Annotated in this window: 14 protein-coding genes; 7 read left to right on the forward strand and 7 right to left on the reverse strand. The window is 70.7% G+C overall.

The genetic code is table 11. The features are described from left to right. Nucleotides 1-27: 27 nt before the first annotated feature. Nucleotides 28-567 carry a TetR/AcrR family transcriptional regulator gene (locus tag BMW88_RS25535; RefSeq protein ID WP_177221305.1) on the forward strand — a complete coding sequence of 180 codons (540 nt, stop codon included), beginning with the start codon at nt 28-30 and terminating at the stop codon, nt 565-567. 26 nt (nt 568-593) lie between these two features. Beyond that, nucleotides 594-1,202: an alpha-ketoglutarate-dependent dioxygenase AlkB gene (locus BMW88_RS25540; protein WP_089954852.1), complete on the forward strand. Its 609-nt coding sequence runs from the start codon at nt 594-596 to the stop codon at nt 1,200-1,202. Nucleotide 1,203: 1 nt separating this feature from the next. Here BMW88_RS25540 and BMW88_RS25545 read toward each other — a convergent pair whose 3' ends face one another. Continuing rightward, on the reverse strand, nt 1,204-2,145 hold the full coding sequence (locus BMW88_RS25545) for an SDR family oxidoreductase (protein WP_089954855.1): 942 nt from the start codon (nt 2,143-2,145) through the stop codon (nt 1,204-1,206). A gap of 120 nt (nt 2,146-2,265) precedes the next feature. Here BMW88_RS25545 and BMW88_RS25550 point away from each other — a divergent pair, with 120 nt between their 5' ends. Then, nucleotides 2,266-3,120, forward strand: coding sequence for a helix-turn-helix transcriptional regulator (locus BMW88_RS25550; protein ID WP_218148221.1), 855 nt, complete (start codon nt 2,266-2,268; stop codon nt 3,118-3,120). Here the strand turns inward: BMW88_RS25550 and BMW88_RS25555 are convergent. Next, the gene (locus BMW88_RS25555; RefSeq protein WP_089954859.1) at nt 3,087-4,727 is read right to left on the reverse strand and encodes a PHP domain-containing protein; all 1,641 of its coding nucleotides are present in this window, start codon (nt 4,725-4,727) and stop codon (nt 3,087-3,089) included. The genes BMW88_RS25550 and BMW88_RS25555 overlap by 34 nt on opposite strands. 86 nt (nt 4,728-4,813) lie before the next feature. Further along, on the reverse strand, nt 4,814-6,199 hold the full coding sequence (locus BMW88_RS25560; protein WP_089954860.1) for a PP2C family protein-serine/threonine phosphatase: 1,386 nt from the start codon (nt 6,197-6,199) through the stop codon (nt 4,814-4,816). A 137-nt stretch (nt 6,200-6,336) separates the two neighbouring features. Here BMW88_RS25560 and BMW88_RS25565 point away from each other — a divergent pair, with 137 nt between their 5' ends. After that, complete coding sequence (locus BMW88_RS25565; RefSeq protein ID WP_089954862.1) at nt 6,337-10,485, forward strand: HAMP domain-containing protein; 4,149 nt, start codon at nt 6,337-6,339, stop codon at nt 10,483-10,485. A gap of 102 nt (nt 10,486-10,587) precedes the next feature. On the opposite strand, the gene BMW88_RS25570 is transcribed toward BMW88_RS25565, so the two are convergent. Then, nucleotides 10,588-10,956 (reverse strand): STAS domain-containing protein, encoded by a 369-nt coding sequence (locus tag BMW88_RS25570; RefSeq protein ID WP_245778045.1) that lies wholly within the window; start codon nt 10,954-10,956, stop codon nt 10,588-10,590. A 134-nt stretch (nt 10,957-11,090) separates the two neighbouring features. Between BMW88_RS25570 and BMW88_RS25575 the strand changes: the two genes are divergently transcribed. Further along, on the forward strand, nt 11,091-11,447 hold the full coding sequence (locus BMW88_RS25575) for an ATP-binding protein (protein ID WP_245778046.1): 357 nt from the start codon (nt 11,091-11,093) through the stop codon (nt 11,445-11,447). Between the two features lie 109 nt (nt 11,448-11,556). Here the strand turns inward: BMW88_RS25575 and BMW88_RS42090 are convergent, their stop codons facing one another. Beyond that, entirely contained in the window at nt 11,557-11,730 is a 174-nt protein-coding gene (locus tag BMW88_RS42090) for a hypothetical protein (protein WP_177221307.1), read from the reverse strand. Between the two features lie 22 nt (nt 11,731-11,752). Further along, nucleotides 11,753-11,986, reverse strand: coding sequence for a hypothetical protein (locus tag BMW88_RS25580; protein ID WP_089954869.1), 234 nt, complete (start codon nt 11,984-11,986; stop codon nt 11,753-11,755). Nucleotides 11,987-12,126: 140 nt separating this feature from the next. Between BMW88_RS25580 and BMW88_RS25585 the strand changes: the two genes are divergently transcribed. Further along, on the forward strand, nt 12,127-12,474 hold the full coding sequence (locus tag BMW88_RS25585; RefSeq protein WP_089954871.1) for an STAS domain-containing protein: 348 nt from the start codon (nt 12,127-12,129) through the stop codon (nt 12,472-12,474). On the opposite strand, the gene BMW88_RS25590 is transcribed toward BMW88_RS25585, so the two are convergent. Further along, the gene (locus BMW88_RS25590; protein ID WP_089954873.1) at nt 12,463-13,344 is read right to left on the reverse strand and encodes a Ppx/GppA phosphatase family protein; all 882 of its coding nucleotides are present in this window, start codon (nt 13,342-13,344) and stop codon (nt 12,463-12,465) included. The genes BMW88_RS25585 and BMW88_RS25590 overlap by 12 nt on opposite strands. 110 nt (nt 13,345-13,454) lie before the next feature. Here BMW88_RS25590 and BMW88_RS25595 point away from each other — a divergent pair, with 110 nt between their 5' ends. After that, the gene (locus BMW88_RS25595; RefSeq protein WP_143116237.1) at nt 13,455-14,438 is read left to right on the forward strand and encodes a hypothetical protein; all 984 of its coding nucleotides are present in this window, start codon (nt 13,455-13,457) and stop codon (nt 14,436-14,438) included. Nucleotides 14,439-14,450: the final 12 nt, after the last annotated feature.

Consider the following 14,450-nt stretch of genomic DNA (forward strand, 5'->3'; position numbering starts at 1 on the left):
TCGCTCCAGAGCGGTACTCTAACCGGCGTGGCCGACCGACGACAGTCCCTCCTCAACGCCGCGCTGAAGCTCGTCGAGGAAGGCGGTCTCGACGCCGTGACGATCGCGGCGCTGACCGAGCGGTCCGGCATGTCCAACGGCAGCATCTACCACCACTTCGGCAGCCGCGCCGGCGTCTTCGCCCAGCTCTACGCCGACAGCTACGCCCGCTGCGTGGCGGCGATGCTCCCCGCCCTCGACTCGCGCCCGCCGGGCGTGGCCGTGCGCGACCTGACGCTGCGCTACCTGGACTGGGTGATCGCGAACCCGAACCGCGCCCGCTTCCTCTACGCCGCACCCGACCACGCCGACCCGGTGGCGAAGCAGGCGGAGTTCGCGCCGGTCCTCGCGTGGTTCCTCGACCGGATGGCGTCCGGCGAGCTGTGTTCCATCCCGCCGTGGGCGTTGGAACCCGTGGCGATGGGCCCCGCGCACGAGTCGGTGCGCCGCTTCCTGCTGGGCGTCTTCGACCTGGACGCCGCAAGGGAACTGGTCGCCGACGCCGTGTGGTCGGTGCTGTCGCCGTAGAACACCTGTTCGATTATGCTGCGCTCATGCGCCAGGGATCACTGTTCGACCTGGAGGCGGAGCCGGCACTGGCCCCGCTCGCCCCGCGCCGCACGACGCTGTCCGCCGGCGCGTGGGTCGACGTGCAGCCGGGCTGGCTGTCCGGCGCCGACGCCCTGTTCGACGAGCTGGTCGACCGGGTGCCGTGGCGGGCGGAACGCCGCCAGATGTACGACACCGTGGTCGACGTGCCGCGCCTGCTCTGCTTCTACTCCGGCGCGCTGCCGTCCGACGTGCTGTCCTCCGCGCGTTCGATGCTGTCCGAGCACTACGAGGACGAACTGGGCGAGTCCTTCACCACCGCCGGGCTCTGCTACTACCGCGATGGGCGCGACTCCGTGGCGTGGCACGGCGACACGATCGGCCGCGGGCAGACGGAGGACACGATGGTGGCGATCCTGTCCGTCGGTGCGCCTCGGGCGTTGTTGCTGCGGCCTCGGGGCGGCGGTGAGGCGCACCGGTACGCGCTGGGGCATGGAGACCTGCTGGTGATGGGCGGGTCGTGCCAGCGGACGTGGGAGCACGCGATCCCGAAGACGTCGAAGGTCGTGGGGCCGCGCATCAGCGTCCAGTTCCGCCCGCACGGCGTGCGCTAGCTCAGCCGCCGGTGCGGAGTCCGGTGGCGACGAGCTCCTCTGACACCTCCCACACCCGCCGGGCCTCCTCCGTGCTGCACAGCCGGCTGTAGAGCTCCTGCTCAGCGGGCGGCCCGCCGAGGTGAGCGGGTCCGCTCGGCCCGTGGAAGACACCGGGTTCGGGAGACGTCGCGGCCAGAAGAGCCGGGAGCCCTGCCGACTCGACGGTGCCGACGACGACCCCGAGAGCCGACAGGAGGCGGATCAGCCGCACGCCGAGGGTGTCGGAGGCACGGGTGATCTCCGGCCGGGCGGCGAGCAGGCTGGTGGGCGCGATCCCGGGGTGGCAGAGGTTGCTCGTGATACCCCAGCCCTCCTCTGCGCTGCGCCGGGCGAGCTCCAGCCCGAACAGGCCGAGGGCGATCTTCGACTGGCTGTAGGCCTTCTGGCCGCTGTACGAGCGTTCCCAGTTGAGGTCGTCCCAGTTGATGGCGTTCTGGCTCGCGGCGATGCTGATCTGCGACGTGACGCGGGCGCGGCAGGCCTTCAGCAGCGGCAGCAGGCCCATGACCAGCGCGACGTGGCCGAGGTGGTTGGTGCCGAACTGCAGCTCGAACCCGTCCTCGGTGGTCTGCCGTCCGGGCGGGGTCATGACGCCCGCGTTGTTGACGAGGATGTGGACGGGCTTGTCCTCCCTCAGCAGTGCGGAGCTCAACGAGGCGACCGAGCGCAACGACGACAGGTCGAGCTCGCGCAGCGACACCTCGGCTCCGGGGACCTCGCGGCGGATCGCGGCGACGGCCGCGGCGCCCTTGGCGGGGTTGCGCACCGGCATGACGACCTCGGCACCGGCCGCGGCCAGCCGGCGTGCGATGCCGAGTCCCACCCCGTCGCTGGCGCCGGTGACGACGGCTCGTCTGCCGGACAGGTCCGGGATCTCGACGTCGAACTTCCTGCTGGCCATGGGCACTCCTCGGTTCGTCGTGGTGTTGTCCCCACAGTGGCCGGACGCGCCGGCGCTCATCCAGGACTCGACGATCCGTGGCTACGGCGGCGCACCGGCGTTAGAAAGGGACACGTGGCGATCGACAGAGCGGGACTGGCGGCGTTCCTGCGGCTGCGCAGGGAGGCGCTGCAACCGGAGGACATCGGGCTGCCGCGCGGACCGCGGCGCAGGACCAGCGGGTTGCGGCGCGAAGAGGTGGCCGCGCTGTGCAACATGTCCACCGACTACTACGCCCGGCTGGAACAGGAGCGCGGGCCGCACCCGTCCCCGGAGATGATCGCCGCGATCGCCCAGGGACTGCACCTGTCGCTGGACGAGCGCGACCACCTGTTCCGGCTCGCCGGGCACGGCGCGCCCGCCCGCGGCTGGGGCGGCGACCACGTCACGCCCGGCCTCGCGCGCATCTTCGACCGCCTGCACGACACCCCCGCCGAGATCGTCACCGAGCTCGGCGAGACCCTCCGCCAGACGCCGCTCGGGGTCGCGCTCACCGGTGACGCGAAGCGGTTCACCGGTCCGGCCCGCAGCATGGGCTACCGGTGGTTCACCGACCCGGCATCACGCGCCTTGTACGACCCCGCCGACCACGACTTCCTGGGCCGGATGTTCGCCTCCGGCCTGCGCGAGGCCGTGACGCGGCGCGGGCCTGGTTCCCGCGCCGCCCACTACGCCGACCTGCTCCTGGCACGGAGCGAGGAGTTCCGTGCCGTGTGGGACGCGCACGAGGTCGGCATCCGCCCGAACGAGGTCAAGCGCTTCGTCCACCCCTCGCTCGGGTCGCTGGAACTGCACTGCCAGACGCTGCTCGACCCCTTCCAGTCCCACTACCTGCTCGTCTACACCGCCACCCCTGGCAGCGAGAGCCACGAGAAGCTGCGGCTGCTGTCGGTCATCGGCACTCAGATCACGTCGACGAACACCGGGTTGGCGTAGAACCAGAGGTCGGCCCACGGGTCCGAGTTCGCGATCTCGTCGATCAGCGGGTCACCGGCGGAGGTCAGGCGCTTGCCGTCGCTGCCGCGCAGCCGCAGGTAGAACGACCGCTCGACGCCCTTGAACGTGTGCGTGAACCGGATCTTGCCCTTGCGCGGCACCTCGAAGGTCCTGGTGACGACCGTCTCCGGTGCCGAGAACACGTCGCGGTCGACGGCCGGGCCGGTGACCGGGCCGGAGATCAGGTCGACCTTGGCCAGGACCGGGACCGCACCGGCCCAGTTCGGCCCGGCGGCGCGGTCGATCTCGATCGTCACCTCGACGTCGCCGCCGCGGCGCACGAAGGTCCGGCCGCCCAGCGTCACGCCGCGCAGGTCGTCGCGCGAGCGCACGCGCAGCTCCAGGCCGTCGATCAGGCGGCCGTGCACCGTCAGGACCTTGCCCGCCTGCAGGCCGCGCATGACGTCCACGTAGGACCGCGAGCGCGCGCCCACGACGTTGGCGCCGTACTGGCCGGGGAAGAAGTCGCCGTAGCCGGTCTGCTTGACGCCCGAGTCGATCGGCGCGCCCTTCGAGCCCGTCGTGGCGTAGTCCTGCTTGCCCGGGGTGACGGTGTCGCCGAAGACCTGGTGCACGTCCGAGTTCGCCGTGATCCACCACGGGCGGCCCTCGGCGAGCATGGAATCCCACAGACCGCCGACCTTCGCGGTCATCCAGTCGAAACCGCCGTGGGTGCGGTAGGCCTCCATCGGGTAGCCGGGGAACGACTCGGGCAGCGGCGCGGCGATGTCGTAGAAGCCGCGCGCACGGCCGGGGCCGCCCGCGGACTTCGGGATGCCGGCGGCCTGGTGGCCGGGCGCGCCCTCCATGCCGACCGCGACGCCGGGGGCCGCGTCGCGCCAGCCGCGCAGCTCGTGCGGGCTGTCCACGCCGCGGCGGGCCGGGTGGTTCGCGAACATCAGGGCGATCTCGGTCCGTCCCGAGAGGACCTGCGCCTCCAGGTACCGCAGGGCGGCCAGGGCGAGGGGCTCGGTGTTGTTCGCGATGCGGCCGTCGTAGGCGAGCTCGAAGGCCCTGAGGATGTCGACGGTGTTCTTGCCGGGCGGCAGGAACACGGTGGCGTGCTCGGCGCCCGGGATGTTCCACTCGAGACCCTGGTAGACCAGCACGTCGCGCTGCGCGCGGCGGGCGCGCTCGATGTCCGGCGCGACCTGGTCGATCGAGAACTTCTGGTGCGCGGGACCGCCGTGGTCGGTGATCACGATCCAGTCGAGCCCGAACTCGCGGGCCTTCCGCGCCTGCTGCTCGACCGTGTACTGGCCGTCGTCGGAGTACTGCGTGTGGATGTGGTGGTCGCCGGAGTACCAGCGGTCACCGCCGCCCCACGGGTTGACGGGGACGTGCGCCCGCGCCGTGCCCGTTCCGGCGGCGGCGGCGACACCGGCGGCCCCGGCCGCGATGCCCAGGCCCGCGAGGAACCTGCGGCGCTCGACCGATGACGGGCGGTCGTCCTCGGGGTCGAGCCAGCTGCCCTCGACCGGCTCTACCTCGTGGTGGTGGTGGTGGTGCGCGTGATCACCGTGCGGGTGATCGTGTGAGTGGGACATGCGCAGATCTCAACCGGTCAACCTGTCGTGGGAAACGAACGGCGGATGAACGCTTGTGCCGGGAAGTTCATTCACACGGCGGACCGTCACACCGCCTGCACGGCGAGTAGTGCGAGGTCGTCGTGGTCGTCGCGGTCCAGCCACTTGAGCACGGCCTCCTGGCAGCGCCGCGCGATCTCCTCGGCCGGCAGCCCCTTGCACTCCTTCAGCACCGCCCGCAGCCGTTGTTCGCCGAACAGCTCGCTGCGGTTGGTGTGCGCGCGGGCCTCGGTGAACCCGTCGGAGTACAGCACCAGCGTGTCCCCCGGCGCCAGCGTGACCTGCTCGCTGGAGAACCGGACGTCGGAGAGGATGCCGACGATCGCTCCGGGCGCGCTCACGTCCTGCACGGTGCCGTCCGCCCGCAGGACCAGCGGTGCGGGGTGGCCGCCGGAGGCCAGCGAGAGGCTCACTCCCCCGTCCGCGAGCGGCACGAGCTGGCCGACGACGATCGTGGTGAAGAGCTTGGAACCGGTGGCGCGCAGCGAGGTGTTCAGCAGGTGCAGCAGCCGCACCGGGTTCGTCTCGACGAGCGAGAGCGCCTGCAGCGACTGCCGCACGCGTCCGCTGTGGACCGCGGCCTCCAGGCCGTGGCCGCAGACGTCGCCGAGCGCGAACGTCGCCGATCCGTCCGTGCGCGGGTGCACGTCGTAGAAGTCGCCACCGACCAGTGCGCGCTGGTGGGCGGGGATGAACACCGAGGCGAGCGAGACCCCGGGCACCTCGGGCAGCGGCAGCGGCAGCAGCGCCGAGCGCAACACGTCGATCATGCGCTGCTGCTCGGTCAGCTTCGACGACGACTCCAGGGCCACGGCGGCGTGCTTGCCGAACAACCGGACGCGCTCGACGTCGTGCGGCGCGAAATCGCCGCGCCGCAGCACGACCAGCGCGCCGCCCACGCCGAGCGGGACGGCCAGCCCGCAGCCGAAGTCCTCCGGCACGCCCCAGCCGCCTTCACCCAATGAGGTGATCTTCGTCATGGCCGAGGCGCCGGTCAGCACCTCCGACAGCACGGACGCCCGGCGCGGCGTGCGGGCGACCGTCGGCTCGCCGCCACCGCAGCGCCACCACTCCAGCCGGTCGCGCGTGGCGGGCACCACGGCGACGCAGTGCTCCCCCAGCAGCTCGGAGGCGAGCTGCACGATGTTCTTGAGCGTGGCCTCGCGCGACGTGCCGCCGGCGAGCCGCAGGTGGGCGTGGTCGAGCGCGGTGTCGGTGAAGTACCAGGCGCTCCAGCCGTCGCCGAGGTCGTGCTGGCGCCCGGTGGCGTGCACGGCGAACTGCTCACCGGGCACCAGCCCGGGGAAGCGGGCGGCGGCCGCGGCGTTGCGCACGCGCACCAGCCCCGCCGGGTCCACGACGAGGACGGCTTCGCGCAGCCCGTCCACCAGGCGCCGCCAGCCGTCCAGGTCGATGCCCACGACGCTGCTCATCCGCTGCTGTCCTGCGCAGACGGCCGGATCATCACGGCCTCCTGCGGGTCGTTTGCGTGCATCGCGGCATCAAGTTACCTCGCTCCCAACCTAACGTGGCAGGCTTGGTCGCGACCACCGAGGCACGGAGGCTTGGAGTGACCACGGCCAACGAAGAGACGGACGCGACCCTCGACCGGGTTCTCTCGGCGATGAAGGACCTGCGCGACGGCAACTTCCGCCGCAGGCTGGTGGTGCCGGGGAACGGGCCGGTCTCCGCGCTCGCGGACGTGTTCAACGAGATCGCGGACCGCAACCAGTGGCTCGCCGGCGAGCTCGGCCGGGTCCGGCAGGCGGTCGGCCAGGAGGGCAGGCTCACCGAACGGGTGGCGCCCGCGGGTGCGGCCGGTGGCTGGTCGATGATCGCCGACTCGGTGAACGGCCTGGTCGAGGACCTGATGCGGCCGACGACGGAGCTGAGCCGCGTGCTCGCCGCCGTGGCCGAGGGCGACCTGACCAAGCGCATGTCGGACCAGACGCTGCGCGGTGAGTTCGCCACGCTCGGCTCGACGGTGAACGGCCTGGTGGACCAGCTCTCGTCGTTCGCGGACGAGGTCACCCGCGTGGCGCGCGAGGTCGGCACCGACGGCCGCCTGGGCGGCCAGGCGAAGGTGCCCGGCGTGGCCGGCACGTGGCGCGACCTGACCGACAACGTCAACTCGATGGCGAACAACCTGACCAACCAGGTCCGCAACATCGCCCAGGTCGCGACCGCGGTGGCGAACGGCGACCTGACCCAGAAGATCACGGTGGACGTCTCCGGCGAGATGCTGGAGCTCAAGAACACCCTGAACACGATGGTCGACCAGCTCAGCTCGTTCGCCGACGAGGTCACCCGCGTCGCCCGCGAGGTCGGCACGGACGGCAAGCTCGGCGGCCAGGCGAAGGTCCCCGGTGTCGCGGGCACCTGGCGCGACCTGACCGACAACGTGAACTTCATGGCGGAGAACCTGACGACCCAGGTCCGCAACATCGCCCAGGTCACCACCGCCGTCGCGCAGGGCGACCTGACCCAGAAGATCACCGTCGACGCCCGCGGCGAGATCCTGGAGCTCAAGTCGACGATCAACACGATGGTCGACCAGCTCTCCGCCTTCGCCGACGAGGTCACCCGCGTCGCCCGCGAGGTCGGCTCGGACGGCCGGCTGGGCGGTCAGGCCCAGGTCCCCGGCGTCGCCGGCACCTGGCGCGACCTGACCGAGTCGGTGAACGTCATGGCGAACAACCTGACGACCCAGGTCCGCAACATCGCCCAGGTCACCACCGCCATCGCGCGCGGCGACCTGACCCAGAAGATCACGATCGACGCCCGCGGCGAGATCCTGGAGCTCAAGACCACGATCAACACGATGGTCGACCAGCTCTCCGCCTTCGCCGACGAGGCGACGCGCGTGGCGCGCGAGGTCGGCACCGAGGGCCGGCTGGGCGGCCAGGCCCAGGTGCCGGGCGTCGCCGGCACCTGGCGCGACCTGACCGACAACGTCAACTTCATGGCGAACAACCTGACCAACCAGGTCCGCAACATCGCGCACGTCGCGACGGCGGTGGCGAACGGCGACCTGTCGCAGAAGATCACCGTCGACGCGCGCGGCGAGATCCTGGAGCTCAAGTCGACGCTGAACACGATGGTCGACCAGCTCTCGTCGTTCGCGGAGGAGGTCACCCGCGTCGCCCGCGAGGTCGGCACCGACGGCCGCCTGGGCGGCCAGGCCCGCGTGCAGGGCGTCGCCGGCACCTGGAAGGACCTGACCGACAACGTCAACCTGATGGCGGACAACCTGACCAACCAGGTCCGCAACATCGCCGCCGTCGCCACCGCCGTCGCGAACGGCGACCTGTCGAAGAAGATCACCGTCGAGGCGAAGGGCGAGGTCGCGGCCCTGGCCGAGACCCTGAACGGCATGGTCGACACGCTGCGCGCGTTCGGCGACGAGGTCACGCGTGTGGCGCGCGAGGTCGGCACCGAGGGCATCCTCGGCGGCCAGGCGCGCGTCTCGGGTGTCGCGGGCACGTGGAAGGACCTCACCGACTCGGTGAACTTCATGGCGGACAACCTGACCAACCAGGTCCGCAACATCGCCCAGGTCACCACCGCGGTCGCGCAGGGCGACCTGTCGAAGAAGATCGACGTCTCGGCGCGTGGCGAGATCCTGGAGCTCAAGACCACGATCAACACGATGGTCGACCAGCTCAGCTCGTTCGCCGACGAGGTCACCCGCGTCGCCCGCGAGGTCGGCACCGAGGGCAAGCTGGGCGGCCAGGCCGAGGTCGACGGCGTGGCGGGCACGTGGTCGAAGCTGACCGACAACGTGAACCAGCTCGCCTCGAACCTCACCACCCAGGTACGCGCGATCGCCGCCGTCGCCACCGCCGTGACCGCGGGCGACCTGACCAGGCAGATCACCGTCGACGCGTCCGGCGAGCTCGCCGAGCTCAAGGACAACGTCAACCAGATGATCGCGAACCTGAAGGAGACGACCAGGGCCAACCGCGAGCAGTACTGGCTCAAGACCAACCTCGCGCGCCTCTCGGGCCTGATGCAGGGCCACCGCGACCTGCGCGCGCTGGCGTCGTTGATCATGAGCGAGCTGACGCCGCTGGTCAGCGCCCATCACGGCGCGTTCTTCCAGATCCAGGAGGACGACGACGCCGAGCAGACCCTGGAGCTCACGGCCTCGTACGGCTTCCGCCTGGACACCGCCCGCCTGACCCGCGTCGCGATGGGCGAGACGCTGGTGGGCCAGTCCGCGCTGGAGAAGAAGACGATCCTCGTCACCGACGTCCCCGGCAGCTACCTGACCGTGTCGTCCGCCCTGGGCGAGTCGGCGCCGGTCAACCTGGTGATCCTGCCGATCCTGTTCCAGGGCGAGACGCTCGGCGTGATCGAGCTGGCGTCGCTCAACGAGTTCACCGACGTCCACCTCGACCTCCTCGACCAGCTCAAGGAGGCCATCGGCGTCAACGTGAACACGATGCTCGCCAACTCCCGCACCGACGCCCTCCTCGTCGAGTCCCAGCGCCTCACGGCGGAGCTGCGGGCCGGTTCGGAGGAGCTCGAGGACCGGGCGCGCCAGCTCCAGACGGCGTCGAAGTACAAGTCCGAGTTCATGGCGAACATGTCCCACGAGCTGCGGACACCGCTCAACTCGCTGCTGATCCTGGCCAAGCTGCTCGCCGACAACCTCGACGGCAACCTCAACCCGAAGCAGGTCGAGTTCGCCCGCACGATCCACTCGTCCGGCTCGGACCTGCTGCAGCTCATCAACGACATCCTCGACCTCACCAAGGTCGAGGCCGGCCACATGACGCTGCACGAGGACCCGGTCCGCGTCGACGAGCTGGTCCGCTACGTCGAGACCCTCTGCCTGCCGCTGACCGCCGAGAAGAACCTCGAGTTCTCGGTCAAGGTGGACCCGGACGTCCCGGAGACCCTGCGCACCGACGAGCACCGCCTGCAGCAGATCCTGCGGAACCTGCTCTCCAACGCCGTCAAGTTCACCCACGACGGCGGCATCCGCCTGCACGTGCGCATGGACGACCCTTCGACCGTGGCGTTCGACGTGCACGACACGGGCATCGGCATTCCGGCCGAGAAGCTCGCCGTCATCTTCGAGGCGTTCCAACAGGCCGATGGCACCACGTCCCGCAAGTACGGCGGCACGGGCCTTGGCCTCTCCATCAGCCGTGAACTGGCTCAGCTCCTCAACGGCGCGCTGCGCGTGAGGTCCGAACCGGGGATCGGCTCGACGTTCACCCTCTGCCTGCCCCTGGGCAAGGAGGGCTCCGACCCCATCGTCCTGCCGGAACCGGCTCCGATCGTCGCCCCCGCCCCGGTCGTGCCCGCTTCCAGCTCAATGCGCTTCCATGGCGAGAAGGTGCTGGTCGTCGACGACGACCTGCGCAACGTCTTCGCTCTGACAAGCGTGCTGGAACTGCACGGCCTGGAAGCCATCTACGCCGACAACGGCATCACGGGTGTGCGCGCTCTGGAACAGTACGACGACGTGGCCATCGTCCTGATGGACATCATGATGCCGGAGCTGGACGGCAACGCCACGATCTCGGCCATCCGCGCCATGGAGCGCTACGCGGACCTCCCCGTCATCGCGGTCACCGCGAAGGCGATGAAGGGCGACCGCGAGAAGGCGCTGGCGTCGGGCGCGACCGACTACGTGACGAAGCCGGTGGACACCGAGCACCTGATCCGCTTGATCGCCTACTACCTGGGTGTGTCCTCCGAGGTCTGACCCGTCGCCACGGCGGGTGGTCGCCGGGGCGAGCACCCGCCGGAGCCCCGCACAGGCCCCTCGGAGCCCCTGGGCCTGGCTCCGGGGCGTCTCAGGTGATGTCTACGGAGCGGTGTCCACCGGCTCCTGCACAGCGGCGTCCACCGTCTCGTGCAAGCTCAGCACCTCGGCCACGTCGGCCAGTTCGAACAACCGCCGGACCGGGGCCTGGGTGGAGGCGATCCGCAACTGCCCCCCGGCCTCGGCCAGCCGCCGGTGCCAGTCCAGGACCAGGGCGAGCCCGGTCGAGTCCATGAACTGCAACCCCGACAGGTCCAGGACGGCGTGAGCACCGCTGACGTCCGAATCAAGCCGTGCGGACAGCACGGGGACGGTGTCGATGTCCAGCTCACCGGCGACGGCGAGCACTCGCCATCCCCGCTGGACCTCGCTGCCGACGTTGAGCTCCATCGTCGCCGTTCCTTCCGCCACGCCCGACTCGTGCGCCCCAAATCGTGCAGCACGAGGTCCGACCATGCGACCACCGGGGGGCTGAAAGATCCGAACGGGCCACCGGATGTGCGACGATGCGCCTTGTGTTGAACGACCCACTGGCTGAGGTGCGGGTGATTCTGACCGCCGAGGGCGGGTCTTGCGCGCGTGCACGCCGGGTGGTGCGCGATGCCGCGGCCTCCTGGGGGCTGTCCGAGGACCTCGCCGACGACGCGCAGCTCGTGGTGACCGAGCTCGTCTCGAACGGGATCGACCACGGCGAGGGGACGATCACGCTCACCGTGAGCAGGAAGTCCGGGGGCATGCTCGTCGAGGTGCACGACGAGTCGTCCGCGCAGCCCCAGGTGCGGCCCGTCGACACCAACTCGGCACGAGGACGGGGCATGCAGCTCGTGCAGGCGCTGAGCGTGCGCTGGGGCATCACGCCCGACGGCAACGGCAAAGTGGTCTGGGCGCAGTTGGAGGACTGAGAACCGGACGTGCCCCGCCGCGCCTCCTGGTCCCGGCCCGCGTCGAGCACCGCCTGATCTCGGCCGCCGCGCCTCCTGCTCCCGGCCCGTCGCGCACTGCCCGCTCGCGTCACACCGCCTGGTCCCGGCCCGCCACGCCCTCCGGGCCCAGGGCCCGGGAGGTGGGGTGCGGCCGGGCGGCACCCCACCGGAGGCCGGGCGAACGCCGGGTCTGCCGCGGCACGGGCCGGCGTCGCCGGAGGTCGCCACCGGGCGCACCGCCGTCGCGGGTGCCGGTGGCCACGATGCTCCCGGCCCTGGCGTTCCTACTGGGCGGCGAGCCGCGACGCGAGGAGGCGCTTGCCCTGCTCGGCGCCCTTCTGGCTCTCGGCCTGCGCCTTGCGGAAGAAGTCCGCCAGCTCGGTGTCGCCGTCGCGCTCGGCGTCGGCGATGTAGGTCTCGAGCCGCAGCGCGTTGTCGAGGCACGCCTCGGTGAACCAGAGGATGTTGTAGTCCTTGTCCTTCGTGCCTGTGACGTGACCGGTTTCCGTGGTCGACACGGTTCCTCCTCGTCTATCAGGGATGTCTATCAGGGATTTTCTTCTCCTTCGGCGTGTACCCGGCGTGGCTTGGCGAAAAACGGCTTTGCTTGTGGTGGCCGCGAGTAGGCGCGTACGGTCGAAGTGGACGGGAGCTCTCCATGAACCAGATTCGTCAAAGAACGACCTACATCCAGTCGATTCCGATCGTCGCGCTCACCGGAGAGATCGACGTGATGTCTTCCGCTCCGATCACCAGCACGCTCTTCGAGCTGCTCGGCAGCAAACCGCCCGCGCTGGTCGTCGACCTGCGGGAGGTCCGGTTCTTCGGGTCCGAGGGGATCCGCGCGCTGGTGCAGACCCAGAACCAGGCCGACCAGCTCGGCGTGAAGTTCGGCGTCGTCAGCGACACGAGGACCGTGTTGCGCCCCTTGGAGATGACGGCGGTCGACCGGCTCCTGCTGTTGTTCGCCGACGTCGACGACGCCGTCACCGCCCTACGCCGCTGAGTTCCGCCTCCCCCTGGCTCTTTCCACCAGGTCGAGCAGCAGGCCTTCCTTCGTCGACCACGGCGAGATGTCCACGACGTCGTGGCCTGAGGCCTGCATCAGGCCCTCCGCGACCACCGCGCCCGCCAGCGACTGCTGAGCCCGGTGGCGTGAGATCCCCGGCAGCGCCGCGCGTTCGCGCACCGACAGCTTCGCGAGCCGCGGGATCCACTTCTCCAGGTCCTTCAGCTTCAACTGGCGCTGCGCGTAGATGTCGGGGCGCGCTCCGGCGAGCCGGGCGAGCTGCTCGAAGACCTTCGAACAGCCGACGGCGCGAGCGGTCTCGTTGCGCGGGAAGGCGGCGAGCCGCTCGCGCACCACGGCCCGCATGTCCTGAACGGTCAAGCCGGCCCGCGTCAGCGTCCTGGCCCCCAGCGGCAGGGACACCGCGACCTCCGGCTCGGCGCCCGTGCCCGACGCCAGTTCCACGGTGCCACCGCCGACGTCCAGCACGACCATCGGACCGGCGCCCCAGCCGAACCAGTGCCGTGCCGCGGTGTACGACAGCCGTGCTTCTTCCTTGCCCGACAACACCTTCAGCTCGACGCCGGTGCGTCTGGCGACCTTGCGCATGACCTCGTCGGCGTTCGTGCAGTCGCGGACGGACGACGTGGCGAAGGGCAGGAACGGGACGTCGCCCGCCTTCTTGCGCGCGGCGAGCACCGCGGCGCACAGCGAGTCGATGCCGCCGGCGCTGATGGCGCCGTCCGGACCCAGTTCCCGGTCCAGCCGCAGCCGGACCTTGTGGGACAGCAACGGACGCAGCAAGTCTCGGTCCACGACAACCAGGTGTGCGCTGAAGCACCCGACGTCCAGAACTCCGACCGACATCCGTCACCTTCCTCCGCAAACGTCTTCTTTACCGCATCGTTGCCCGCAGCGGGGGCCCAAGCGCCCGAACGGCCAGATGTCGACCTGATGAGATGCGTTACAGTCGGCCGATGTCATTGGCGGAGATCCCTTCCCGGCTCGACCACGCCCTGAGCGGTGCGGACCGCGGCGTGATCGTCCTGACCGTGGACGGCCTCTCTTCGGACGTCGCCAAGCAGACCTGGTTGTCCGCCTCCCTCTCCACGCTCTCCTCGACGGTGCCCTCCACCTCCGCGACGGCGTTGCTGACGGCGTTGACCGGCGTGTCCGCCGATGTCCACCGCGTACCGGGAACGGTGTACCGCAACGGATCCGGCCTCGTGCACGCCATCAACGGGACGCCGGCGATCCCGGTGCTGCCGACCGTTCTGCAGCGGCACGGCGCCACCGTTCTCGCCAGGGAGCTCGACCTCCTCGAAGGCACCTGGGCACAGGCCCTCCTGCGGGGGTGCACGCGGGTACCCTCATCTCCGCGGCACAAACTCGCGGCCCAGGCGGAGGATCCGCCGCTGCTCGTCGCCAACGTCGTCGCCGATCTCGACAAGGCGCTGCCGGACTCCCGGTTCCTGTGGACCTACGTCAACGTCGAGGACCACGTGCGGAGCAACGGGTACGACGAATCGGTGCACGAGGCCATGCTCCGGCTCGACGCGCACGCGTCCCGGTGGGCGGCGGCGGGGTGGACCGTCGTGGCGCACTCCGACCACGGCCAGGTCGCCGTCGACCCCGACCCGGCGCTCGTCGAGGCCTGGGACGCGATCGTGCGCGAGGAGTGCGAGATCCCGTCCGGCGGCGCGGGCCGGACGAGGTGGCTCTACCCGAAGCCGGACCGCGTGGACGCCGTTTTCGACCGCGTGGCAACGGTTCTGGGCGCCACGGCGACCGTGCACCACGCCACCGACCTCGGCCTGCCCCAGCCGGAGACGGGCCCGGTCGTGGCGGTGGCCGCGTCGCCGGCGTTCCCGATCCCCGACCCGTCCGCGAAGTTCGAGCACGGGGGCCTGAGCCGGGACGAGATCGACGTGCCCTTCGCTGTCTGGCACGCCGCGCACTGAGCGTGGTTCGCA

The organism is Lentzea xinjiangensis, from assembly GCF_900110955.1.
Taxonomy (GTDB): domain Bacteria; phylum Actinomycetota; class Actinomycetes; order Mycobacteriales; family Pseudonocardiaceae; genus Lentzea; species Lentzea xinjiangensis.